The sequence below is a fragment of the Lactobacillus sp. ESL0230 genome, assembly GCF_003692805.1.
GTDB classification, from domain to species: domain Bacteria; phylum Bacillota; class Bacilli; order Lactobacillales; family Lactobacillaceae; genus Lactobacillus; species Lactobacillus bombicola.
The window spans coordinates 81573-104853 of record NZ_REHI01000006.1; the positions used below are offsets into that span (position 1 = coordinate 81573).

General features: G+C 34.0%; 23 protein-coding genes and 1 tRNA gene. 19 read left to right on the forward strand and 5 right to left on the reverse strand.

Going from position 1 to position 23281, the window contains the following annotated elements; translation table 11 throughout:
* The first annotated feature begins 13 nt into the window (after nt 1-13).
* From F5ESL0230_RS02195 to F5ESL0230_RS02250, 12 genes are all read left to right on the forward strand, one after another.
* Nucleotides 14-1858, forward strand: a complete 1845-nt coding sequence (locus F5ESL0230_RS02195; protein WP_122021396.1) for a helix-turn-helix domain-containing protein — start codon at nt 14-16, stop codon at nt 1856-1858.
* Between the two features lies 1 nt (nt 1859).
* Complete coding sequence (locus F5ESL0230_RS02200; protein ID WP_122021397.1) at nt 1860-2357, forward strand: transcriptional regulator GutM; 498 nt, start codon at nt 1860-1862, stop codon at nt 2355-2357.
* Nucleotides 2354-2905 carry a PTS glucitol/sorbitol transporter subunit IIC gene (locus F5ESL0230_RS02205; RefSeq protein WP_122021398.1) on the forward strand — a complete coding sequence of 184 codons (552 nt, stop codon included), beginning with the start codon at nt 2354-2356 and terminating at the stop codon, nt 2903-2905. The genes F5ESL0230_RS02200 and F5ESL0230_RS02205 overlap by 4 nt, the downstream gene beginning before the upstream one ends.
* Before the next feature lie 23 nt (nt 2906-2928).
* Nucleotides 2929-3918, forward strand: coding sequence for a PTS glucitol/sorbitol transporter subunit IIB (locus F5ESL0230_RS02210; RefSeq protein ID WP_122021399.1), 990 nt, complete (start codon nt 2929-2931; stop codon nt 3916-3918).
* Nucleotides 3919-3938: 20 nt separating this feature from the next.
* Complete coding sequence (locus tag F5ESL0230_RS02215) at nt 3939-4304, forward strand: PTS glucitol/sorbitol transporter subunit IIA (RefSeq protein WP_369931594.1); 366 nt, start codon at nt 3939-3941, stop codon at nt 4302-4304.
* A 549-nt stretch (nt 4305-4853) separates the two neighbouring features.
* Nucleotides 4854-6386 carry a class I SAM-dependent DNA methyltransferase gene (locus F5ESL0230_RS02220; protein WP_122021401.1) on the forward strand — a complete coding sequence of 511 codons (1533 nt, stop codon included), beginning with the start codon at nt 4854-4856 and terminating at the stop codon, nt 6384-6386.
* The gene (locus F5ESL0230_RS08370; protein ID WP_158592376.1) at nt 6376-7512 is read left to right on the forward strand and encodes a restriction endonuclease subunit S; all 1137 of its coding nucleotides are present in this window, start codon (nt 6376-6378) and stop codon (nt 7510-7512) included. The genes F5ESL0230_RS02220 and F5ESL0230_RS08370 overlap by 11 nt, the downstream gene beginning before the upstream one ends.
* Nucleotides 7513-8307: 795 nt before the next feature.
* The gene (locus tag F5ESL0230_RS02230) at nt 8308-9492 is read left to right on the forward strand and encodes an amidohydrolase family protein (protein WP_122021402.1); all 1185 of its coding nucleotides are present in this window, start codon (nt 8308-8310) and stop codon (nt 9490-9492) included.
* A 48-nt stretch (nt 9493-9540) separates the two neighbouring features.
* Entirely contained in the window at nt 9541-10542 is a 1002-nt protein-coding gene (locus tag F5ESL0230_RS02235; RefSeq protein WP_122021403.1) for an NAD(P)-dependent oxidoreductase, read from the forward strand.
* Nucleotides 10543-10716: 174 nt separating this feature from the next.
* Nucleotides 10717-11949 carry a DEAD/DEAH box helicase gene (locus F5ESL0230_RS02240; RefSeq protein WP_369931595.1) on the forward strand — a complete coding sequence of 411 codons (1233 nt, stop codon included), beginning with the start codon at nt 10717-10719 and terminating at the stop codon, nt 11947-11949.
* Nucleotides 11946-13274 (forward strand): PTS sugar transporter subunit IIC, encoded by a 1329-nt coding sequence (locus F5ESL0230_RS02245; protein ID WP_122021405.1) that lies wholly within the window; start codon nt 11946-11948, stop codon nt 13272-13274. Before F5ESL0230_RS02240 ends, F5ESL0230_RS02245 begins: the two co-directional genes overlap by 4 nt.
* A 52-nt stretch (nt 13275-13326) precedes the next feature.
* Nucleotides 13327-13399 (forward strand) — tRNA-Arg (locus F5ESL0230_RS02250).
* 177 nt (nt 13400-13576) lie between these two features.
* Here the strand turns inward: F5ESL0230_RS02250 and F5ESL0230_RS02255 are convergent.
* Both F5ESL0230_RS02255 and F5ESL0230_RS02260 read right to left on the reverse strand, forming a co-directional pair.
* Complete coding sequence (locus F5ESL0230_RS02255; protein WP_090092965.1) at nt 13577-13813, reverse strand: DUF2188 domain-containing protein; 237 nt, start codon at nt 13811-13813, stop codon at nt 13577-13579.
* A gap of 65 nt (nt 13814-13878) precedes the next feature.
* Nucleotides 13879-14088 (reverse strand): hypothetical protein, encoded by a 210-nt coding sequence (locus F5ESL0230_RS02260; protein ID WP_118906682.1) that lies wholly within the window; start codon nt 14086-14088, stop codon nt 13879-13881.
* A 92-nt stretch (nt 14089-14180) separates the two neighbouring features.
* Between F5ESL0230_RS02260 and wecB the strand changes: the two genes are divergently transcribed.
* Entirely contained in the window at nt 14181-15323 is a 1143-nt protein-coding gene (gene wecB / locus F5ESL0230_RS02265; RefSeq protein ID WP_122021406.1) for a non-hydrolyzing UDP-N-acetylglucosamine 2-epimerase, read from the forward strand.
* Nucleotides 15324-15357: 34 nt separating this feature from the next.
* On the opposite strand, the gene F5ESL0230_RS02270 is transcribed toward wecB, so the two are convergent.
* Nucleotides 15358-15885 (reverse strand): GtrA family protein, encoded by a 528-nt coding sequence (locus F5ESL0230_RS02270; protein ID WP_090092970.1) that lies wholly within the window; start codon nt 15883-15885, stop codon nt 15358-15360.
* Entirely contained in the window at nt 15878-16324 is a 447-nt protein-coding gene (locus tag F5ESL0230_RS02275) for a flavodoxin (protein WP_122021407.1), read from the reverse strand. Before F5ESL0230_RS02275 ends, F5ESL0230_RS02270 begins: the two co-directional genes overlap by 8 nt.
* A gap of 136 nt (nt 16325-16460) precedes the next feature.
* On the opposite strand from F5ESL0230_RS02275, the gene map reads away from it, so the two are divergent.
* The 6 genes from map (at nt 16461) to F5ESL0230_RS02305 (ending at nt 22847) form a co-directional block, all read left to right on the forward strand.
* Nucleotides 16461-17288: a type I methionyl aminopeptidase gene (map, locus tag F5ESL0230_RS02280; protein WP_122021408.1), complete on the forward strand. Its 828-nt coding sequence runs from the start codon at nt 16461-16463 to the stop codon at nt 17286-17288.
* Nucleotides 17289-17293: 5 nt separating this feature from the next.
* Nucleotides 17294-18211, forward strand: a complete 918-nt coding sequence (locus F5ESL0230_RS02285; protein ID WP_122021409.1) for a YihY/virulence factor BrkB family protein — start codon at nt 17294-17296, stop codon at nt 18209-18211.
* Between the two features lie 69 nt (nt 18212-18280).
* A complete protein-coding gene (gene galU / locus F5ESL0230_RS02290; RefSeq protein WP_122021410.1) occupies nt 18281-19180 on the forward strand; it encodes a UTP--glucose-1-phosphate uridylyltransferase GalU in 900 nt (299 codons plus the stop codon).
* 140 nt (nt 19181-19320) lie between these two features.
* Nucleotides 19321-20472, forward strand: a complete 1152-nt coding sequence (locus tag F5ESL0230_RS02295; RefSeq protein WP_122021411.1) for a thiolase family protein — start codon at nt 19321-19323, stop codon at nt 20470-20472.
* Nucleotides 20473-21684 carry a hydroxymethylglutaryl-CoA reductase, degradative gene (locus F5ESL0230_RS02300; RefSeq protein ID WP_122021412.1) on the forward strand — a complete coding sequence of 404 codons (1212 nt, stop codon included), beginning with the start codon at nt 20473-20475 and terminating at the stop codon, nt 21682-21684.
* Nucleotides 21684-22847, forward strand: a complete 1164-nt coding sequence (locus F5ESL0230_RS02305; protein ID WP_122021413.1) for a hydroxymethylglutaryl-CoA synthase — start codon at nt 21684-21686, stop codon at nt 22845-22847. Before F5ESL0230_RS02300 ends, F5ESL0230_RS02305 begins: the two co-directional genes overlap by 1 nt.
* 94 nt (nt 22848-22941) lie before the next feature.
* Here F5ESL0230_RS02305 and F5ESL0230_RS02310 read toward each other — a convergent pair whose 3' ends face one another.
* The gene (locus F5ESL0230_RS02310) at nt 22942-23226 is read right to left on the reverse strand and encodes a hypothetical protein (protein ID WP_122021414.1); all 285 of its coding nucleotides are present in this window, start codon (nt 23224-23226) and stop codon (nt 22942-22944) included.
* Nucleotides 23227-23281: the final 55 nt, after the last annotated feature.

Here is a 23281-nt window from a genome sequence, read left to right on the forward strand (position 1 = left end):
AGAGAGGAAATAGATGGATAGTTCTTTATTTATACTTTTAAAACTCTTCGTTGAAAATGGCTCAATAACAAAGCAAGAAATTGCAGTTTATAATAATATTTCATTTAGAACAGTTGATAAAAGAATTTCTGAACTAAATAGAATTTTAGGTGAAGCAGCACATATTTCGTCGGGAATCGAGCGATTTAGTTTAACAATAAATAATTATCCAAAATTTTTAGATTTAGAAACCCAATTTTTAAAAGGAGAGTTAAATTTAAATGATCCGATAAAAAGAGAAGCATTTATTATTGATATTCTTATTAAAAGCAATGATTACATACCAATTGATGAGATAGCAGATAGAATAAATATTAGCAGAAAAACTGTTAATAATGATCTTAGAAAAATTAAGATTAATTTGAAAAAATATAAAGGTAGGATTATATCTAAGACGGGAAAAGGTATTAAGATCAGTTTTCAAACTAGCTTTGAAAAAATATGTGTACTAAGAAATTTTGTTATTGAGCATACATCCAACTCTGTTTGGTTAGCTTTTACGTCAGAAATATCTAGTCATTTAAAAAAATTAAATTTATCTAAACAAGCGTATCACCAAGTTTTGAACAATGTATTAACATTAAAAGTTTTCAAAGATTATGGACATGTTTTAGATTGTGTACCTAGGTGTTATCACTCATTATGGGTTCAGAATGATGTGATTACTGACTTAATTGTTTATTTACAAGAAAAGTTAAAATATCTTACTGAATCTGAAATAAGTTTTATTTTATCGCCGCTAGATTTGTATAAAAATGAATATTTAGATTTTAAAAAATTAAAACTAGTTTTTTTCAAAAATTATAAATTGTTTTTTATTCCACTAAAAGATAAATTACGGAAATATGGTTTAGATACTAAAAATGTATATGAAAGATTAAAGTGGCATGTGTTATTTTCAGTCAATCGTACGCTATTATACACAAAAATTGGTGAAGTATTACCACGAACTATTTCTGATAATTATCCGATTTCTTTAGAATTAAGTTTGGCATTAGCTAATAAGATAAATTCTGAATATAAAGTCTCCATTTCTAAAGATGAAATAAATTATTATGTAATTTATTTTGAAATGTTTTTAGAAGAAGTTTCTGCAATTTCTCAAGATACTAAAAATCAAGTAAAGATTGCTTTTATTGGTTCAATTAGGAGTTCTGTCAAAGAGTTTATAGAGAAAAAATTGAGTAATGTTTTTGAAAATTTGAAAATCATTTCTTTTTCTAATGTAGCTACATTCAAGCAACAACACGATAAATTTTTATTGGTATTTGTTGATAAACCATTAGAAATTGAACATATTCAAGTAATAAATGTGGGCACTGTTTTTCGACCTGAAGCCCTAAGTGTAGTCATGCAAATTTCAATTATTGAGCAATTAATTAAGCAGAATAAAATTGCTTTTTCGGTTAAACATTTTGAGGCTGCAAGTTATTATATTGCTGTAGATAGGATGATTGACGATCAAATAAAAAGCAATCAGGTATTAGAAGATTTTAAACAGAATTGGAAAAGTAGAGAAAAAGTAACTAATAATATTTTTTCAAATGGTATAGCTATCCCTCATGCAATTGATCATTCAGGTAAAGAAAGAATATTGGTTAGTGTAGCTATTATGGATAACAAAATTTTATTCAAAAAGAAAGAGTTAAAGTTAATTTTTTTAATAGGTATCCCCGAGAATTTAAATAATGAATTAATTGATGCAACTTCAAGACTATATGATTTTATTGGTTTAGTTTCCAAAAATGAAATTTTATATAATAATTTTGTTAATTATGATAGTTCTAAACAATTAATTCAAATAGTAGAAGGAGTTTGATTTGAATATTTTATATATAACAGTTTTATTGGGGAGTGCCTTCCTTCTTCAAAGTATTTTTGGCTTTTTGCAAGTGAAAAATTTTGTAAAAGTTTTTCGAAAAATGTGTAAAAATGGAAAAGTTTTAATTGGAAAGAATCCAAAAAAATTCAAAGTAGGTACATTACTTTTACTTAATATTGATGCGCATGCAAATATTCTTCAAGCACAAATAATGACAGGTGTTACTATTTTTGCAAGATTTAAAAATTTATCTTCAATAGAAGGGAAGTCACTACCATTATTGGCTAGTAGTTATGATGAATTAAATAAGTATGACAAGTTAACAAAAGAATGCATTTTAAATGCTTATCGTAATTTTATTAACTTTAAAACTGGGAAAATGAGTCGTGAAGATTTAGATACAAGCACTAATTTTCTTTCTTTGCCAGTATTTAGTTTGTGGGAAAGTGTATTAATAAATAAATTTTATGAAATAAAAGGAAAAAGAAAATTATGAAAAATATTATTAATTTTGCCACTTGGTTTATGGGATTATTTCAAGCTGGTGGTAAGCAATTTGCAAATTGGGTAGCAACCATTGTTCCACTAGTTTTAATTATGTTGGTATTTATGAATGCTTTGATAGCAATGATTGGCCAAAAGAAGATGAACAAATTTGCGCAAGCATCTGCTAAAAATCCTTTTATGAGATACATGATCTTACCTTTTGTATCTGCCTTTATGCTAGGTAATCCATTAGCTCATACTATGGGAAAGTTTTTACCAGAGTATTATAAGCCTAGTTACTATGCTTCCTGTGCACAATTTTGTCATACCAGTAATGGCGTATTTCCTCATATTAATCCAGCTGAATATTTTATTTGGATGGGAATTGCAGCAGGTGTTCAAAAACTAGGTTTGAATGCAATGGATTTAGCCATAAGGTACATGTTTGTAGGCTTGATTATGAACTTTATTGGTGGTTGGGTAACTGACTACACTACTTCATATGTATGTAAAACTACAGGGATTGAATTATCTAAAGAAGCCAATGTTTTAGGATAATCAGAGAATGGGGGATAAGTAAGATGAATAAATGGAATAGCATAAAAATTATTCGTGGTTCAGGAGGATGGGGTGGTCCCTTGGTTATTACTCCGACTGATGCAAAACATACTATTTTATATGTTACTGGTGGGAACCGCCCAGCAGTTATTGATAAGATGGTAAAACTGACAGGAATGAAAGCGGTAGATGGTTTTAAAACATCTATACCAGATGACGAAATTGCAGTTGCTGTTGTTGATTGTGGTGGTACATTAAGATGTGGTATTTATCCAAAAAAAGGAATAAAAACAATTAATGTTCTTCCTACTGGCAAATCAGGTCCGCTAGCCGAATTTATTACGCCAGAAATCTATGTATCTGCTGTTGACGTTGACGAAATCATGTCTACGGATGAAGTTACTGCTTCAATACCAAAAATGAAAGAGGATTCTGAAAATAAAATTGATACTAGCAAGACTTTGACTCAGCAAAAAAATGAAGGTTGGGTAGCGAAAATTGGTATTGGAGTGGGGAAAGTAGTTGCCACATTTAATCAAGCAGCTAAAAAATCAGTTGATACAGTGATTAAAACGATTTTACCATTTATGGCGTTTGTTTCTTTATTAATTGGTATTATTAATGCTTCGGGTATTGGTAAATGGTTTGCAAAATTAATGACTCCATTAGCTGGTAATGTGTGGGGATTAATGATTTTGGGCTTTGTTTGTTCGCTACCATTCTTATCGCCACTTCTTGGACCTGGCGGAGTAATTGGACAAATCATTGGCACATTAATTGGGGTGGAAATTGGCAAGGGTAATATACCACCACAATATGCTTTACCAGCACTGTTTGCAATTAATACTCAAAATGGTTGTGACTTTATCCCAGTGGGACTAGGTTTGATGGATGCTGATGCAGAAACGGTAGAAGTTGGCGTAACTTCTGTATTGTATTCAAGATTTATTAACGGTGTACCTCGTGTGTTGATTGCATGGTTGGCTAGTTTTGGCTTGTATAGTGGTAAATAGAAAGGAAATGAAAATTGGTAGTGACAGGAAAGCCAGTATTTAAAACTATTGTAAAAGAAATTGGTAAAGAAGCGCAGCAATTTAAATCAATTAATATGTTAATCTTTTTTGGTGAACAGGCTCCCAATGAATTACGTGATTCTTGCTTTATTATTGCTGATCATAATTTAGCTAGTAAAATAAAAGAAGGAATGACATTGAAAATTGGTGCAATAGATTATCAAATTACTGCAGTAGGTGATGAAGTAAACGCTAATTTGCAAAATCTAGGTCATATTGCAGTTAAATTTACGGGTGAGAAAAAAGCTGAATTGCCAGGATCATTGTATGTTGAAAAAAAAGCTTTCCCAAAAATTGAAATAGGAACGGAAATAGAAATGTTTTAAGAATAATTTTTCTTCTATTTTTTGTTGACCGTAACATGGTATAAGTTAGGATGTCGTTATTAACTTATGTGCGAAAGTTAGTTTATTAATCAATTTACGAATACTTTTGATTGTATTTGACTAGGGTAATTACTTAAGTAATTGCTGTAAATAGATTTTTTGAAAAATTAAAAGATTTAATTTGGTTATGATACTCTTTATTAACTTTTTAAAAAAACTTGTTGTTCCATTACTGGAGACAGCAAGTTTTTTGGTATGGTTAATAAATTTAATAAGTAAAAAGGTCGAGCCACTTCTATGATAAAATATAGAAATTAAAAGATATAAATCCATAGGAGATGAGGTAGCTAGCTAGCGATTTAACTGAAAATATGATAATTAAGAGCATTTTGTTTCAATGGCAAGATTAGGTAGACAAGTGACTAAAATAAAATTAACCAGTTGAATATTTATTTCTTATGGCTAAGTAACGATTAGAAATACTTTTTTATTTAAGCATTATTTTAAAGAGGCTTCAAATTAACTACAAGAACTAAAGGAAACAGATTAATGGTAAAAAAGATAAGCGAATTAGGTATTGAAAACAAATTATGGCAAACTGCAGATGCTTTGCGTGGCAGCATGGATTCATCTGAATATCGCAATGTAGTTTTAGGATTGATTTTTCTAAAATATATTTCAGATTCATTTGAAACTAAACATCAAGAACTTTTGAAGTCTGATTATCCAGAAAAGGCTGAGGATCCAACAGAATATAAAGTTGCAAATGTTTTTTGGGTACCAAAGCAAGCACGTTGGGATGTAATTCAAAAAGCAGCTAATACACCGCAACTTGGTAAAGTAATTGATCGAGCTATGCGCGAAATCGAAAAAAATAATACCTCACTTCGGGGGATTTTGAGTAAGGAGTATGCTTCACCGGATTTAGATAAAAGTCGCTTAGGTGAGGTTGTCGAATTGATTTCTGACATTAGTTTAGGCTGTGCCAGAGCGATGCGCTCTGATGTGTTAGGGCGTGTCTATGAATATTTTTTAATTAAATTTGCCGCTCAAGAAGGAAAAAAGGGCGGAGAATTTTATACTCCTCGTTCAATTGTACGCACCTTAGTGGAACTGATTGAGCCATTCAAAGGCAAGATTTATGATCCTTGTTGTGGATCAGGAGGAATGTTTGTGCAATCTGATAAATTTGTTGTAGAGCATCAAGGAGATGTTTCTGATTTATCAGTTTATGGCGAAGAATCCAATCCTACTACTTGGAAATTAGCTAAGATGAATCTAGCCATTCGAGGAATTGATAATAATCTTGGTCCACACCAAGGGGATACCTTTACCAATGACTTTCATAAAAATGAAAAGTTTGACTTTGTTTTAGCTAATCCGCCGTTTAATGTGAAAAATTGGAATGGTGAAAAGCTGATAGATGATCCACGGTGGAAATATGGAATGCCCCCAATTGGTAATGCCAATTATGCTTGGATTGAGCATATAATTAGTAAACTTGCTCCAGACGGGAAAGCGGGCTTTGTCTTAGCTAATGGAGCATTGTCAACTTCAACTAAAGAAGAGTATGAAATTCGTAAAGCTTTACTTGAGGACGATAAAATTGATGCAATTGTAGCTTTGCCTGATAAGATGTTTTATTCAACTAGCATTGCTGTATCGCTTTGGTTTGTAGATATGGATAAGCAATCGAGCGATGAGCGCAATCGTAAGAATGAAACTTTATTTATTGATGCACGTAATCTAGGCGAAATGGTTGACCGTAAGCATCGTCGCTTCTCTAAGGAAGATATCAATAAGCTAGCGATGACCTATCATGCTTATCGTGGAACTATCAACGAGCAATATAAAGATGTTGCTGGTTTTTGTAAGGCAGTCAAATTATCTGAAATTGCGCAGAATGATTATGTTTTAATTCCAAGTCGTTATGTAGGAATAGCCAAGCAAGCCAAAGTCGGTGAGTCATATGAAGCACGAATGGCTAAACTTACTAGTGACCTTAAAGAACAATTTGCTAAAAGTGATAAGTTGCAAAATGATGTTCGACAAGTGCTGAAAGGTCTGGGTTATGAAATATAGATCTATTGGTGAAATATGCACAAAAATAACTGATTATGTGGCAAATGGTAGTTTTAAATCTTTAAAAGAAAATGTTATTTATACAGATGAATCGCAGGGCTATGCAGTTTTGATCAGGCTCACTGATTATAGAAATAATTTTAAAGGACCATTTCAGTATATAAATAAAGCTGGTTATCAATTTTTAAAGAAAACGAAACTTTATGGCGGAGAAATTATTATTTCTAATGTTGGTACTCATTTAGGTACCACCTTTAAAGCTCCGCAACTTGATAAGCCGATGTCTTTGGGACCGAATGCAATTGTAATCGATACCAAGTATAATAATGATTACTATTATTACTTCCTATCTAGTCCCAGCGGCCAGGAATTAATGAAAACAATTGTTTCTGGTAGTGCACAGCCCAAGTTTAATAAAACTGCTTTTAAGCGTTTATTAGTTCCAGTTCCTCCATTAGAAGAACAGGAACGGATTGCTAATATATTTTTGCAAATTGATAAAAAAATCGCACTTAATGTACAAATAAATGAAAACTTACTTGCTCTAGCAGAAACTATTTTTAAAAAGTATTTCCCCAATGTGAACTCTGGTAACGAAAAGATTGGCTCATATATAGCTAATTTTGATAAATTCAGGCGACCAATTGCTAATCGGAAGCGTCTAGCAATACAAGGTAAATATCGCTATATTGGTGCAGCAGCTGTCAATGATTATATTGATAAATATAATTTTGATGGCATTTATTTACTATTAGGTGAAGATGGGTCAGTAGAAGACAAGGATGGTTATCCAGTCTTACAATATGTTTTTGGGAAATTTTGGCCTAATAATCATGTTCATGTTCTTCAAGGTAAACATGTTTCGACGGAATGGTTATATTTATTCTTTAGGCAAAAAAAGGTATCAACGATTATCACTGGTGCAGTGCAACAAAAAATATCGCAAAAAAATCTCAATTCATTAACCGTTAAGATACCAGCCAAAGATGAATTGGTAAAATTTGATCAAATTATTCAACCTTTATTTACAAAAATTAGAGCAAATGAAACTGAAAATATGGAACTGGCTGAAATAAAGCAAGTCTTATTCAGTCAGTTTTTCGATAATCATAGAGAAGTACGGTAGAAGAGGTATTTAAATAAATTTATTAAGTTTTTTTTATGAAATCCGGTTTAGTATTTTTTTATTAATTTATAGTTTAATATAGTTTTTGTATCCGCTAGCTAGCGCTAAAATTAATAATTATATTCTTACTTGGATAAACATTACTAATATTTGTAAATGTTTGTCTCAAGCTGAACTAAGACGATTGTCAACAATGATGATTTATTAAACTATTGAGCATGAGTCATTTTTATAAGCTATTCTTATATTTGATAAAAATTGACTAGAAAAGGGATAGATTTTAGGCCAATTTCATTACAATTGTTTATTAAATTTGCTACTGCGGATAGTACCACTAATCTAAGTTCATCGATCGTATGAACGGATAATTAAGTTGCATATTAGTAGTTGCATTTGGAGGTGCAATTACTTTGCCAGCGGAATTTTCTGTTAAATACCTGGATGTAGTTGGGATTCTATTATAAGTAAATTTAAAGCTTGCCCCAATTTTTATTGACAAGATATGTATAGGATGCTAAATTAAAAGTTAATTAAATATGATTTAAAAAGGCAATTACCTGATAAATTAGTAATGAAAGTGTTAGTAGAAGTTTTAAATACTATGGGCGCTACTTGTATTAGTGTTAACTAATTATCTTAGTTGGTATTTACTAATTTATAGTGGTGCAGTGCAATCAATTGTTAGATAATTAACCGGGCTTTATTACGGAAGTAATAGATAAATTTAAAAGTGGTAACATGAAGCACTTGTCCTTGTATTGGGATAAGTGCTTTTTTATAAAGGGAGTTTTTAAGATGACGCAAACAGTTTTTTTTAATTTTAATTTGTTTAATGGTGAAGATGAAGAAGTAAAACCCAATAGTTATTTATTAGTTGATGATGATACAGGTAAAATTATTAAAGTAGGGTCTAATACACCACCCAAAGCTGATCAGATGGTTGATTTGACTGGTCAATATGTAATTCCAGGTTTGATTAACTGCCATACTCATATCATTATGGATCCCCGGACACCAGATGGTGATAGTTCAGCAAATGTTGTTGAAGCAACTGTTAGAGCAGTTAAGCATTTGCATGAGCTATTAAAGTCAGGTGTAACCTATATTCGTGAATGTGGCAGTACGTATGATATCGATATTGCCCTTAATAACTTAATAAAGAGGGGAGAATTGATTAATGTACCAGAAATTTTACCTTCGGGTCGTCCATATTCAATGACTGGTGGCCACGGCGACATGCCTAATTTTGGTCACTTGGTTGATTCTCCTGATGAAATGCGTAAGGCTGTTCGTCAAGGCATTAAAAAAGGTGCTAGAACAATTAAAGTAATGGCAACTGGTGGGGTAATGACTGAAAATGACTTTATGGATGACCCCCAGCTTAGTGAAAGTGAAATTCATGCTGCTGTTGAAGAAGCACATCACAAAGGGTTTACCGTTGCTGCTCACGCTGAGGGTAATCCTGGAATTATGAATGCCATAAGAGCAGGTGTTGATAGTATTGAGCATGGTTTTTATGTTAACGATGAAGAAATAGAACTGATGCTTAAAAAGGGTACATATTTAACACCAACAATTGTTGGTGCTTGGGCATTTATTGCATATGCTCCCGGTAAAATTCCAGAATGGGAAATGGCGAAAATTGCCTCGGCTTGGAAAGATTTACGGCAAAATATTACCCACGCTAAAAATGCTGGTGTACCAATAACATTGGGAACGGATGCTGGAACGCCATTTAATGATTTTAAGATGACGCCGCAAGAGCTACCTTTGTTAGTTGAACAAGGCTTTACCAATTTTGAAGCTTTACAAACTAGTCGAAATTCTGCTAAGTTAATGAAAATTGATGATGAATATGGTTCATTAGTAGCCGGTAAATTTGCCGATTTCTTGGTTTTAAAGAAAAATCCTCTTGCTGAAATTACAGCTGTTACCCAAGTTGATAAAGCTGTTTATAAGAAAGGTAAAAAAGCTTATTAATATTAAAAAGGTAAAAAGAAGCTTCTATGACTATAAGGAGAACGAATAATGAAGGCTTTATTATACAATATGACGCCTGAACAGCAGGTATATGTAGATAAATGGAATCAAAACCATATTGAGGATGAATTGCAAACTACAGTTAAAAAACTTGATGCTGAAACTGTTGAACTTGCAAAAGGGTTTGACGTGGTTAGTGTCTTACAAATTTTTGATATTAATGAAGAAGCGGTTTATCGTAAACTTGCTTCTTATGGTATTAAGCAAATTGCCTTGCGGTCAGTTGGCTATAATATTATTAATTGGGAATTAGCACATAAGTATAATCTAATTATTACTAATACGCCAGCTTATTCTCCTCGAGCAGTAGCTGAAAATACCCTTACTTCTGCTATGTATCTGTTGAGAAAATGGGGTCCAATTTTTAAAAATGAATACAAAGATTTAAATTTTGTGCGTAGTGAAGATTTGATTAGTGATGAAATTTATAATCAAACTATTGGCATTATTGGTGTTGGTCGAATTGGTGGGGCAGTTGCTGAATTGTTTCATGCCTTAGGCGCTAAAGTAATCGCCTATGATATTGTGGAAAATCCTGCTAATGAAGCTTTTCTTGATTACACTGACTTTGAAACCGTCATTAAAGAAGCTGATATTTTAACCTTGCACACACCATTTGAACCCGGGATGGATAATATGATTGGGGCTGCTGAATTTAAGCAAATGAAAAGTACAGCCTATATTATAAATGCAGCTAGAGGGCCTCTAATTGATACTCAAGCTTTAATTACAGCATTAAAAAATAGAGAAATTGCAGGTGCTTCGCTTGATGTGATGACTGGTGAAGAAAATATCGTAATGAAAAAATTTACTAATATTGCCGAATTACCTGCGGACTATCAAGAACTAGCAAAAATGCCTAATGTTGTTTTTACTCCTCATTCCGCATATTATACTAAAACTTCGGTTAAAAATATGATTGAACAAAGTATGACTGACGTCAAGCGGGTATTGAACGGACAAAAACCGATTTATTTGGTAGAAGAATAAACTTAATTAATGACTGTTTTAAAACAGTCATTTTTAGTTATTAGCGAATTTATTTCTGGAAATTATACAAAAAATATTGATATGATAGACTAGTAGGATGAGAACAAGACATTTATAACCTGTAAACAATAACTTTTTTGTTAAGTAGACATAGAATATGGACAAGTTAAAATAATAATGAAAACAGAAATTCAATCAACCTTGGCTAGATTAGGCTTTAATCAACCAACGTTAATTCAAACAAAAACAAGAGAGGCAATTTTAAGTGGTGAAAGTTGTATTGCATTAGCTAAGACCGGAACGGGCAAAACTTTAGCTTATGCAATACCTAGTTTAGAAAAAGTTAAAGTAGGTGAAGCAAATAGTCTAGTAATTTTTGCTCCGACAACTGAATTAGCTGTACAAATTCGGCATGCAATTAATCCATTTCTTGATGAGTTGAACTTAAAGGGAATTAGTTTGGTCGGCGCTGGAAATCGTAAACGCCAGGAAGATAATTTAAAGAAAAAGCACCCAGAAGTAATTGTGGCTACTCCTGGGCGATTTTTTGATTTTTTTTCAAGTGGTCGTATTAAAGTCAATCAGATTAGCACCTTGGTAATAGATGAAGCTGATGATATTTTGGAATTTAGTAAAATGGAATTACTTAGTTCTCTAGGACAAAACTTACGTTCTGATGCCCAGATTTTATTATTTGGCGCAACAGAATCAGAAATTACGCGTCAAGCTGACGAGCTGTTTGCACGCAACTTTGTTTTAATTGATGTTCGTCCAGACCAGAAAACAACGGTAAAAAACTATTTTTTGCAAGTTGATAATACGCACAAACTAGATTTTATTCAGCGTTTAGTAAGGCTTAATAATTTTAAGGGAATTTTGTTTTTTGACTCTAATCAAACAATGATGCGATTTGCGGGGATTTTAGCCCATACTAAAACTAAATTTGATCTTTTGGCAAATGAATTCAGTAAACAAAAAAGAGCAGAAGCCCTACACAATTTTAAAGTAGGCCACCTAAAATTATTATTGGCAACTGATTTAGCAGCACGTGGCTTAGACTTAACGGGAGTTACTTATGTTATTAATTTTGATATTCCTAGTGAAGCTAATACATATTTGCACCGGGCTGGACGTACAGGCAGGATGGGGGCTAATGGATATGTTGTCACTTTAGGGGATGATCATGATTTTCGTGACTTAAAAAATTTACTTGTTAATTCTGTTGAATTTGAGCGTGTTTATTTTGTCAAAAATCGTTTATCTCAAAAATTACCTATTAAAAAAGCAAGCACTGAAGAGAAGGAAGTTACTGAGACTGCTAATAAAAGGCGAAAAAGCAATAAAAAGCGACATCGTAAAAATAAGGGTTATCATCCACATTATTTAAAAAAGAAGGACCAAAAATGAGTCGATTAGTAGCTTGGTTAGAAGATTATATTTTGCCCTTGGCTAACAAGTTAGGACAAGCCCATTGGTTAGTTGCCTTAAGGGATGCATTTATCTCAATAATGCCGATCACGATAGCCGGATCGCTTGCTGTGTTAATCAGAAGTTTAATTATGGTAGCAAGAGATGACTTAGGTTGGACAACTTTTGCCTGGGTAATGCAGCCGCTTACCTTAATCAGTAATGTGGTATGGCGTGGTACTTTTGCCTTATTTGCGATGTTTTTGGCAATGTCTTTAGGTTTTCATTTGGCTAAAAGCATCGAGGTTGATCCCATTGCTGGTGCTATTGTTTCTTTATCGTCTTTGGCCATGAGTATTGCTAATTTAACCAAACTTAGTGTTAATGGTAAGGTTGTATCAATCCATCAAGCATTTAACATTTCACAATTTTCAACGACGGGTATCTTTACTGCAATTTTATTTGGCACAATTGGGGTTTCAATTTTTGCGCTTTGTTGTAAGGCACGGCTAACTTTACATTTATCAACTACTTTGCCCTATGCTGAACAAAAAGCATTTGACTCTTTAATTCCTGCTATTATTGCAATTTTTAGTGTTGGGTTGATTAACTTTGTCTTTCAAACAATTACTGGTACCTATTTTGGCAACTGGCTATTAGCCACTTTGCAAGTACCCTTAGTTAAGATGGGACAAGGATTTGGTATGGTAATGCTAGTTACTTTATTAGTGCAAATCTTTGGCTTTTTCGGTATTAATGGACTAAGCGTTTGGGCACCAATTTTAGACTCAATCTGGTTAACGGCTCAGAATGTTAATGTAACAGCGGTTAGAACAGGACATGATGTACCCTTTCTTTGGGTGCGTGGTTCTTTTGATGCTTTTGCTTGGTTTGGCGGAACTGGTGGCACCCTTATGTTAATTGTATCTATTTTGCTCTTTTCTAAACGGAGTGACTATCGCACTATTGCCAAAGTGGCTTTAGCACCAGGCATTTTTAATATTAATGAACCCATTGTTCTCGGCTTACCGGTTGTACTTAATCCCATTTACTTTATTCCATTTATAGTTGCGCCATTGGTGAATGTGGCATTTTCATATTGGGTGAGTGCCTTAGGTCTAGTTAATCCTGTTCAAGTGGCAGTACCAAGTATTATGCCACCAATTATTGGACCATTCTTGGCGTGTAATTATGATTGGCGTGCAATTATCCTATGTCTTATTAATATGGTAATTGCTCTGGCCATCTGGACACCATTTGTAATTGCGGCTGATAAAATTGCTGAAGCTAGTACGTCGCGTTCATATTATATTAGACAATATTAATGTAAAAAAAGTTGGCTTTTATCATTCAAATTTGGTAAAGTTAACTATGCATGACCCTGTAGTTCATCTGGATAGAACAATGGTCTCCTAAACCGTAGAGGTGAGTTCGAATCTCACCGGGGTCATTAATTTAGGACTATAAAGCTTGATATATCAGTGTTTTTAGCTGATGATGTTAGCCAGTATTTTAATTAAGCTGTTTAATGATTTTATTTTTATGACAAAGCTTATATATTAGTTCAAAAAAAGGCCTCAACTAAAAGTTGAAGCCTTTTTTGTAGCTAATTTATAAAAGATAAATTTTAGCCTTTGTCTTTGGGGCTATCATTGCCATATGAATTTTTAAGATTAATTTGACCATTTTTCTTTTGACTAATTAACTCGCCCTTATTTTTTTGCGCTAATTGTTTGCCAAAGGCTAACGCATCTTCTTTGCGATCAAAGACTTTACGAGCTCGTTCAGCGCCTTCAACTTTAACGGCCCATTGCTCGCCATGGGTAGTAACCCAAACATTTTTACCATTTTTTTCTTCACTCATTGTGTTTACCTCTTTTCTATTTATTTAGACACTATTAATTATACAGCATATTTTAGAAAGCGTTATCATTTTTGCGTTGGATAAATTGTAGCCAGAGGTGACTCTAAAATAATTACCATTAAAATAGCGGCTATTATAAATCCTATTGTAGCAATTAAAAATAGCTTTTTTCGTTGGTAGCTATTTTTTTGCCGATCAAAGCTAAAAACAAGACTAAAGCTAGAGACAATGATTAAAATACTGGTGAAAAGTAGTAAAGTAAAGTTATAGTTCATCGGTTTCCTCATAATTAAAACGATTATAGTAATTAAAACATAAAAACTTGTTTTTTGGCAGTTAAGTTATTACTATTAAAACGGAGGTTTTTATGACTAAAATAAAAGTAATGATGGTTTTCGGCACAAGACCGGAAGCAATTAAAATGGCACCGCTAGTGCTGAAATTACAAGCCGATGATCGCTTTGATGAAATCACTGTAGTTAGTGCACAACATCGAGAAATGCTTGATCAGGTACTTACCATTTTTAATATTCAGCCGGACTATGATTTTAATATCATGAAAAAGAATCAATCATTAGAAGAAATCACTGCAAAAGTAATGCTTGATCTTGCTAATGTGATTAAAAAAGAAGAACCAGACCTTGTTTTAGTACATGGCGATACTACAACTAGTTTTGCGGCTAGTCTTGCTAGCTTTTATGAGCAGTGTCCAATTGGTCATGTAGAAGCTGGTCTTAGAACTTGGAATAAGTATTCGCCATTTCCTGAAGAAATGAACCGCCAAATGACAGATGATTTAGCTGACTTATATTTTGCGCCAACTAAAACAAGTAAGGCCAACTTACTACAAGAAAATCACCAACTAGAGCGAATTTTTGTTACCGGTAATACAGCAATCGATGCACTTGAACAGACAGTTCAATCAAACTACCATCATGATGTGCTGGACTTAATTCAACCAGGTAATCGGATTATTTTGGTAACAATGCATCGGCGTGAAAATCAAGGCCAACCAATGAGACGAGTCTTCAAAGCAATGAAACAGATTGTTGCTGAACATGATGATGTAGAAATTATTTATCCAGTTCATCTTTCACCTAAAGTTCAAGAAGTTGCTTATGAAATTCTGGGTAATGATTCTCGGATACACTTAATTGCTCCTTTGGATGTCGTCGATTTTCATAATTTAGCTAAAAGAAGTTATTTTATTATGACGGATTCAGGCGGTGTACAAGAAGAAGCGCCAGCACTGAATAAGCCCGTATTAGTTTTAAGAGACACCACTGAGCGTCCTGAGGGGGTTAAAGCTGGTACATTGAAATTAGTTGGTACGCAACAAGCTGATGTTCGTTCAGCAATGCGTGAACTACTTGATAATAAAGATATTTATTTGCAAATGGCTAATGCCCAAAATCCTTATGGTGATGGTCATGCTTCTGAGCGAATTATGGAAGATATTGCTTATTATTTTGCTGATGGTCAAAAGCAACGACCAGCTGATTTTGAATAAAAAAATAAGTCACAATTGTGACTTATTTTTTTTACTATTTTTTTGCTTGATGTGACTTGATTTTTCTTTTAGCTCGTTCAATCATTGTTGATTCTTGGGCTTGAAATACGGAACGAGTGGTTAAATAATTAAAAATACCAACTAATACCTGATCAATAATTTTAACCCAAAGCGCGTTTAGTCCGAGCCAAGAAAGCCCAACTAGCATAATTAAGCTATCAGGAATAAGACTAATAATGCGGTAGGTAAAAAAGACAATTAACTTTTGCCAAGTGGAGTGTTTTTGATCAACATTATTAATAAAAACTGCTTTTTGATTAAACACAAACGAAGCTAAGTTGGAAATAATAAACGCAATTGTATTAGAAATTAAAACGGCACTGTGCCACCATTTATGCAGGATCATAAAAACCACGGTATTGATTAATGCTGCAATAAATCCAAAAATCATGTAAACCACAAGATTGCGATGCTTTGTAACTACTTTTTGTGCTAAATGATGAATTTTAGGATCAGTAATTGAATTAAATCTGTCAGTATTTATTTTTTTATCCTTAATCATTTAATTGGTCAGCCATTTCTTTTGCCGCATTTTCAATTTTAGAAATTGCTTCATCATCAGGTGCGTTTTCAATGGTAACTGGTTTAGTAATTTCCTTAGCTCCTACTTGTTTAAACATTTTTTCAAAATCAAAAACATTTTCGCAAAAATGGTCAGCATAAACCAGATCACCGCTACCCATTACAGCAAAATATTTTCCAGTTAAGTTTAATTCTTTTAACTGCTCGTAAAAATCTGATATTTCATCGGTCATTGTACCTTCACCATAGGTATAAGTGACAAATATGCATAAATCACTGCTTAAATAATCGCTGGCATCAGTGAATTCAGCTTCGCTGGTTTCCACATCAAAACCATAATCTTGTAACTCTTCTTCTAAGATATCGGCTATATCTGCATCATTGCCAGTCATACTGGCATAAACAATTCTTGCCTTCATATTTTTTCATGCCTTTCACATATTTTCTATCATAGTATTATACATAATTTTGAACACTTAACGAAACTCTTTAGTAAACTTTTAAAAAACGCTATAATGTAAATAAATATCATTTTTTATAGAGGAGAAGTTAACTTTGATTACTATTAAATCCATTCGAGAATTAAAGGGAATGCAGGCGTCAGGACGTTTATTAGCGTCAATGTTTGAGTCTTTACGGGATGTAATTCAACCAGGAATAACAACCTGGGCAATTGAAGAATTTTGCCAAGAATTTGTAAACAGTCGTGGCGGTCGCCTATCTGAACAAGGCTTTGAAGGTTATAAGTATGGCACCTGTATTTCAGTAAATGATCAAATCGCCCATGCAACTCCGCGTCGAGATACGGTTTTACAAAATGGTGACTTAGTTAAAGTTGATGTAACGTGCAATTTAAATGGTTTTGAAACGGATTCATGTACAACCTATGCTGTTGGTGAAGTTTCAGAAGCTGACCGTGACTTGATGGAAGTTACAAAAAAGTCAATGTATTTAGGAATTGATCAAGCTGTTTTAGGTAACCGCATTGGGGATATTGGTGCAGCCATTCAGCATTATGTAGAAGATGAGCACAATTATGGTGATGTGAAAGAATTAGTTGGTCATGGTATTCAGCCTAGTATTCATGAAGATCCTGAAGTTCCTCATTGGGGTAAAGCAGGCCATGGTTTGCGCCTTCGCGAGGGTATGACCATTACCTGTGAACCAATGATAGAAGCTGGTGGAGATTGGCGGATTATTCAAAAGACAGTTGATGATCCAAATGATGATTGGGTATTTTATGCTACACCAGACGGTTCTAAATCGGCTCAATTTGAGCATACTTTTGTAATTACGGCAGATGGTCCTAAAATTTTAACACTGCAAAAGCCATATGATGGGTTAGAAAAATATTTACCTCACTTTGATGAAATGGATGACTAAGGTGGATGGGTAAAAAAGTTGCAACAATTAGCCAACGGCTAGCTTTGTATTATAAAACAATCTCACTTAAGTTTACGCAAGGTGAGGTATTAACTAGTGCAATTTCAATGGCCTATTATGTTTTGTTTTCAATATTTCCTTTAATTATTATTATTGGAAATATCTTGCCGTTGCTTCACATTGACACTGCACCAATCGCTAGCTATTTGAAACTGATTTTTCCTGATCGAATTGCTGGGTTTATTATGCCAATTATTAATTCGCTTTTAAAAAATAACTCAACTGGTTACATTTCTTTTGGTATTATATTAGCATTGTGGTCAGTTTCTTCCTTGGTTAATGCGATTCGAATTGGAATGAATCGTATTTATGGTGTACGAAAAGTTGAGTTACAACAAAATTGGCCGATTGCAGTGTGGACAAGATCAATTACAATAATTTTAACTAATTTGATGATTATTAGCTTTAGCTTGCTTAGTTTAACTTTTATTTTTGGTCAACAAATATTAGAGTTTTTACGACCAATCTTTGCAATTTCAGTAGGCGAGTTGGAGAAGATATTTAATTTCCGCTATCCAGTCGTAATTATTACGATGGTTAGTAGTTTGTATTATTTAAATTATTTTTTACCCAATATTAAACTTAAAAAAAGAGTTATTTGGCCAGGAGTTTTTACAACTTTGCTAGGTTGGTTGAGTTTATCCTGGCTTTTTAGTTATTATTTACATCATTTTCATATTAGCTGGGAAAATTATGGTATTATCGGTACTTTTATTATTTTCATGTTATGGTTAAATCTCTGTTCAATTCTTTTTCTAATTGGTACTTGCGTGAATGCAGCAATAGTATTGCTTAATTATGGCGAAGTGCAATATTCTGTGGGACATTTAGCCGAATATATTCAAAAAAAACGGCACCATTAATTACTGGAATCGAATAGTTGAATCTGATATATTAAGCACTGAAAGAATGTAAAAGAAAGTGTATAAGGTATGAAAGTAAGGAAAGCCATTATTCCGGCAGCTGGTCTTGGTACGCGGTTTATGCCTGTTACCAAAGCAATGCCCAAAGAAATGTTACCAATTGTCGATAAACCTACAATTCAGTTTATTGTTGAGGAAGCAAAAAATTCTGGAATTGAAGATATTTTAATTGTCACTGGAAAAAATAAGCGAACAATTGAAGATCATTTTGATTCTAATCCTGAATTAGAGCAAAATTTACAAGAAAAGGGCAAAACCGGGCTATTGAAGATGTCACAAGAGATAACTCACTTGGGTATCAATATTTATTATACGCGGCAACCGTATCCTGCTGGCTTAGGTGATGCAATAGCTCGAGGTCGCAGCTTTGTGGGCGATGAACCCTTCGTTGTAATGCTTGGTGATGACTTGATGATGGATGAGGTTCCACTAACAAAGCAATTGATTAACTGTTACAATGAGACGCATGCATCGACCATCGCAGTGATGCCGGTACCGCATAAAGAAGTTTCTAAATATGGGATAATTGAACCAGCCAATGAGATTATGCCGGGGTTAATTAACGTTAAGTCTTTCGTAGAAAAACCGGCTATCGATAAGGCGCCAAGCGATTATGCAATTATTGGACGCTATTTATTAACACCTGAAATTTTTTCAATTTTAGCTAAGCAAAAGCCAGATAAAGGCGGAGAAATCCAATTGACTGATGCCATTGATACCATGAATAAGACGCAACGCGTGTTTGCCCATGTCTTTAAGGGGACGCGCCACGATGTTGGTAATAAAGAAAGTTATCTTGAAACTTCGGTTGAGTATGGATTGAATCATGCGGAAACTAAAGATGCCTTGCGGAAATATATTATTAATTTAGGTCAAAAACTTCAAGCTGAAGAGCAAAAGAGTAAGTAATAATGCGTATTAAATTGAAGCCACTGTTAAGTGACTTCTTTTTTGTGTAAATTTTTCTAAATGTCAGTTTAATTACTATTAATCGTTTCTAAAATTAAGTAATATCGAATTGAATAATTTTATACTGGGGGACAGACTTGATGAAAGATATTTTCATTGTTGCGGCTAAGAGAACACCTTTTGGTCGTTACCGCGGATTATTTGCGCAAGAAAGCGCAGTAGACTTGGGTACTATTGCTTTACGTGAAACACTAAAAAGTATCGGGTTAAAAGCTACTGAGCTGGATGCTCTTTTTATGGGTAACGTGTTAAGTGCAGGTTTAGGACAAAATATGGCCCGTCAAGTATCTTTAAAGGCTGGAATGAGTCAAAAAAGTACAAGCGTTACAATAAATGATGTTTGTGGTTCAAGTTTAAAAGCTTTGCGCCTTGCCCAAGGGCAAATGGAATTAGGTGACTTTGATTTAGTGGCCGTTGGCGGCTCTGAAAGTATGACTAATGCGGTATATTATGCTAAAGATAAGCATGATTCAAACTTGCAAAGTGAAATGCTTAATAATGGACTAACTGATGCTTTTTCGGGCCTGCATATGGGCCTTACAGCGGAAAAGGTAGCAGATAAGTACCACGTTTTGCGTTCAGAAATGGATGAATATAGTCTTAATTCACATCAAAAGGCAACTAGGGCAGTAAAAAATGGTTATTTTGAGAACGAAATAATCAAAATTACTCATGGCAAAGAGGTAATTGATTGGGATGAAAATATTCGTGCAGATACTAGTATGGATGCTTTAAATAAATTAAAACCAGTATTTAAAGAACATGGGCAAATAACAGCTGGTAATGCTTCACCATTAAGTGATGGTGCTAGTATAGTAATTTTAGCCACTCAAGAAAAAGTTAAAGAATTAAATTTGCAACCACTAGCACGTCTAGGAGCATATACCGAAGCTGGTACGGACCCGGCTTATATGGGCTTTGCACCTTATTTTGCAGTTAAAAAATTATTAGATATATCTAAGCGTCAAATTGCTGATTATGATGTAATTGAAGTTAATGAGGCGTTTGCTGCTCCAAGTATAGCATTGGCTAGAGCCCTATCAATTCCAATGGATAAACTAAATATATTTGGTGGTGCTATTGCCATAGGGCATCCTTTGGCAGCAACAGGAACTAGGCTAGTTGCTACTGCAATTAATGAATTGCAACACGTTACTGGTAAAACAGCCTTGGTCACACTTTGTATTGGTGGTGGTCAAGCAATTGCTTATGAAATAAATAGAGATTTTTAAATGAAGTTTTATGAATTAACTCCGGAAAAAAGGCGCTTATGGCTTAAACAACAAAGGATTGAACTAGATGAGATTGATCAGCAAACTTTACATGCACTTAATCAGTTGAGTGAGAATGTTGTAGGACAATTAAGTTTGCCAGTTGGTTTGGTCAAAAATTTACGGGTTAACAATCATAGCTATTTGGTTCCGTTGGCAACTGAAGAGCCTTCAGTGGTTGCGGCTGCTAATCATGGCGCTAGTCTATTTGCTCAAAGTGGTGGTGTCACAGCAACAAGTTTTCGAAATGGTATTTATGGTCAGATTGTTTTAGAAATTTCTGAAGCTTTTGTCATTGATAATTTAAAAAACGATTTACCTAATTTAATTGCTAAGACTAATAAGCAATTTGCTAGTCTAGTTAAGCATGGTGGTGGGGTTAAGGAAGTTAAAATTAAGCGGCAAAATACTCTGCTTTACCTAAGAGTATTAATTAATCCAGCAGAAGCTATGGGTGCTAATCGGGCAAACTCAATTTTGGAGTATATGGCTAGCGAGTTAGCTAATTACAGTGGTATTAAGAAAAAATTGTTTGCAATTTTATCAAATTACCCCAGTCAATTAACTTCTTGCAAGGCAAAATTGCATGTCAGTCTAGTTGGCGGGGCAGAAGTCGCAAGTCGAATAGCTTTGTTAAGCCAAATTGGACAAACGGACCCGTATCGAGCCGTGACTAATAATAAAGGAATTATGAATGGAATTGATGGTGTCCTTTTAGCAAGTGGTAATGATACTAGAGCTGTTGAAGCAGCTTGTGGTGTATGGGCTAGCCGTCAGGGAACTTATCGCAGCTTAAGTAGTTGGCAAGTTGAAGGTGAAAACTTATTAGGTCAATTAACCGTTCCTTTAGCGCTTGGAACCGTGGGCGGATCAATTAATTCCCGAAAAGATGTCCAGCAAAATTATCGTATTTTGGGGCAAGGAATAACTAGTCAAGTTTTAGCTAATATAATTGCTGCAGTTGGCTTAGCCAATAATTTAGCTGCTTTACTGGCAATTGCTACAACAGGTATTCAAGCAGGACATATGAAGTTGCAGGCTAGAAATGTTATTGCTAATCTTGTTGCTAGCCCGCAGGAAAAAAGGGATGTTCTAGCCTTAATGACTAAGCAACATTTATATTCGCAAACAGACGCACAAAATTTTTTGAAACAATTAAGAGAGGAAAAATAATGCAGGTCGGAATTGATCAAATTGGTTTTTATACACCAAACAAATATGTAGATATGTTAGATTTGGCACATGCTCGAGGAGTAGAGCCCAATAAATATTTAATTGGCATTGGTCAGAGTAAGATGAGTGTAGCCGATCAATCGCAAGATGCTGTTTCAATGGGGATTAACGCAACTTTAAGTTATATTAATAAAGTGGATCTCGAACAAGTTGGTTTACTTATTATGGGTACGGAAAGTGGCGTTGACCAATCTAAATCAGCTTCACTCTTTGTTAAAAGTGCTTTAAAGTTGCCTCCCGAGGTGCGAACTTTTGAAATTAAGGAGGCATGTTTTGGGATGACTGCTGGCATTATGGTTGCGCGTGACTATGTTCGTTTACATCCTGAACATAGCGCAATTGTGATTGGTAGTGATATTGCGCGGTATGGTTTAAAAACGGGTGGTGAAGTGACTCAAGGTGCTGGTAGTGTTAGTGTATTGATTAAGGCCAATCCGCGTATACTTGCGTTAACTAGTGGTCATAGTGCTTATAGTGCTGATATTAATGATTTTTGGCGCCCAAATAATTCAGCAGTTGCCTTAGTTGATGGTAAATATTCTACTGAGGTTTATTTAGATTTCTTTCAGCGGACTTTTCAAGCATATAAGTCTAAGCAGAAAATGACAACGGCTGATTTTACGGCAATTTTATATCATTTACCTTTTGTTAAAATGGGCTTGAAGGCGAATCAACTAGCAGTGGCAGAGCAAGATGCAAAAACGAAAAAGCGTTTGGAAGAAAACTTTACCGCCTCTACTTTATATAGTAAGCAGGTTGGTAATATTTATACTGCCTCACTTTATTTAGGCTTATTGAGTTTATTAGAAGATGGCAAACTATCAGCTGCAGACACAATTGGACTATTTTCTTATGGCTCTGGGGCAATGGGTGAGTTCTATGCCGGAAAAGTAATGGCTAATTATGAGCAAGCTTTGAATAAGGTGGCCGATGAGAAAATGATTGCGCGTAGACAACAACTAACTATTGCTGATTATGAGCAAATTTTTAAGCAAGCTTTACAATTCCCAGCGGATAATATTGAATTAAGCAGTGATGAAGCTCCTGGATATTGGTATTTTGCCGGTACTAAAAATCATGTTCGTCAATATCAACGTAAATAATTTGAGAGGATCAATTCGATCCTCTTTTTTGGTGAATAACAACTGGAAAAAATTCATAAAAGAATTGCATTAAGTAAAATTTTTAATGACGGTCTTATTGAAGATAAATTGCATTTTTTTCTGGCATAATTTGGACACCATATAAAGTAAATTTTTGCTCATTTAGTAGCACATAAAGCGGAATACTTAAGCCGTGTAAATTTTTAACTAGGTAAATGACTTTGGCCTTTGTCATTGGCAATTTCCCGGGATATAACAGACCTGCGCTACTAGTAATTTTTAACTGCGCAAGTGGGTAAGCTTGGTTATCAATACTAAAAAATAATTTGGTTTGTTGATTTAAATCGGCAGTCAATTGTAATAAATCAGTTAATCTCATAAATTTCATCCTATACAAACTAAAAATGTTATACTATTGAATATTGTATTAAGAA

Bases quoted from the DNA above. Each gene is read 5' to 3' on its own strand.
- F5ESL0230_RS02195 (WP_122021396.1), top strand. From the start codon at position 14: ATGGATAGTTCTTTATTTATACTTTTAAAACTCTTCGTTGAAAATGGC.
- F5ESL0230_RS02205 (WP_122021398.1), top strand. From the start codon at position 2,354: ATGAAAAATATTATTAATTTTGCCACTTGGTTTATGGGATTATTTCAA.
- F5ESL0230_RS02210 (WP_122021399.1), top strand. From the start codon at position 2,929: ATGAATAAATGGAATAGCATAAAAATTATTCGTGGTTCAGGAGGATGG.
- F5ESL0230_RS02220 (WP_122021401.1), top strand. From the start codon at position 4,854: ATGGTAAAAAAGATAAGCGAATTAGGTATTGAAAACAAATTATGGCAA.
- F5ESL0230_RS08370 (WP_158592376.1), top strand. From the start codon at position 6,376: ATGAAATATAGATCTATTGGTGAAATATGCACAAAAATAACTGATTAT.
- F5ESL0230_RS02230 (WP_122021402.1), top strand. From the start codon at position 8,308: ATGACGCAAACAGTTTTTTTTAATTTTAATTTGTTTAATGGTGAAGAT.
- F5ESL0230_RS02235 (WP_122021403.1), top strand. From the start codon at position 9,541: ATGAAGGCTTTATTATACAATATGACGCCTGAACAGCAGGTATATGTA.
- F5ESL0230_RS02245 (WP_122021405.1), top strand. From the start codon at position 11,946: ATGAGTCGATTAGTAGCTTGGTTAGAAGATTATATTTTGCCCTTGGCT.
- F5ESL0230_RS02255 (WP_090092965.1), bottom strand. From the start codon at position 13,813: ATGAGTGAAGAAAAAAATGGTAAAAATGTTTGGGTTACTACCCATGGC.
- F5ESL0230_RS02260 (WP_118906682.1), bottom strand. From the start codon at position 14,088: ATGAACTATAACTTTACTTTACTACTTTTCACCAGTATTTTAATCATT.
- wecB (WP_122021406.1), top strand. From the start codon at position 14,181: ATGACTAAAATAAAAGTAATGATGGTTTTCGGCACAAGACCGGAAGCA.
- F5ESL0230_RS02270 (WP_090092970.1), bottom strand. From the start codon at position 15,885: ATGATTAAGGATAAAAAAATAAATACTGACAGATTTAATTCAATTACT.
- F5ESL0230_RS02275 (WP_122021407.1), bottom strand. From the start codon at position 16,324: ATGAAGGCAAGAATTGTTTATGCCAGTATGACTGGCAATGATGCAGAT.
- F5ESL0230_RS02285 (WP_122021409.1), top strand. From the start codon at position 17,294: ATGGGTAAAAAAGTTGCAACAATTAGCCAACGGCTAGCTTTGTATTAT.
- galU (WP_122021410.1), top strand. From the start codon at position 18,281: ATGAAAGTAAGGAAAGCCATTATTCCGGCAGCTGGTCTTGGTACGCGG.
- F5ESL0230_RS02295 (WP_122021411.1), top strand. From the start codon at position 19,321: ATGAAAGATATTTTCATTGTTGCGGCTAAGAGAACACCTTTTGGTCGT.
- F5ESL0230_RS02300 (WP_122021412.1), top strand. From the start codon at position 20,473: ATGAAGTTTTATGAATTAACTCCGGAAAAAAGGCGCTTATGGCTTAAA.
- F5ESL0230_RS02305 (WP_122021413.1), top strand. From the start codon at position 21,684: ATGCAGGTCGGAATTGATCAAATTGGTTTTTATACACCAAACAAATAT.
- F5ESL0230_RS02310 (WP_122021414.1), bottom strand. From the start codon at position 23,226: ATGAGATTAACTGATTTATTACAATTGACTGCCGATTTAAATCAACAA.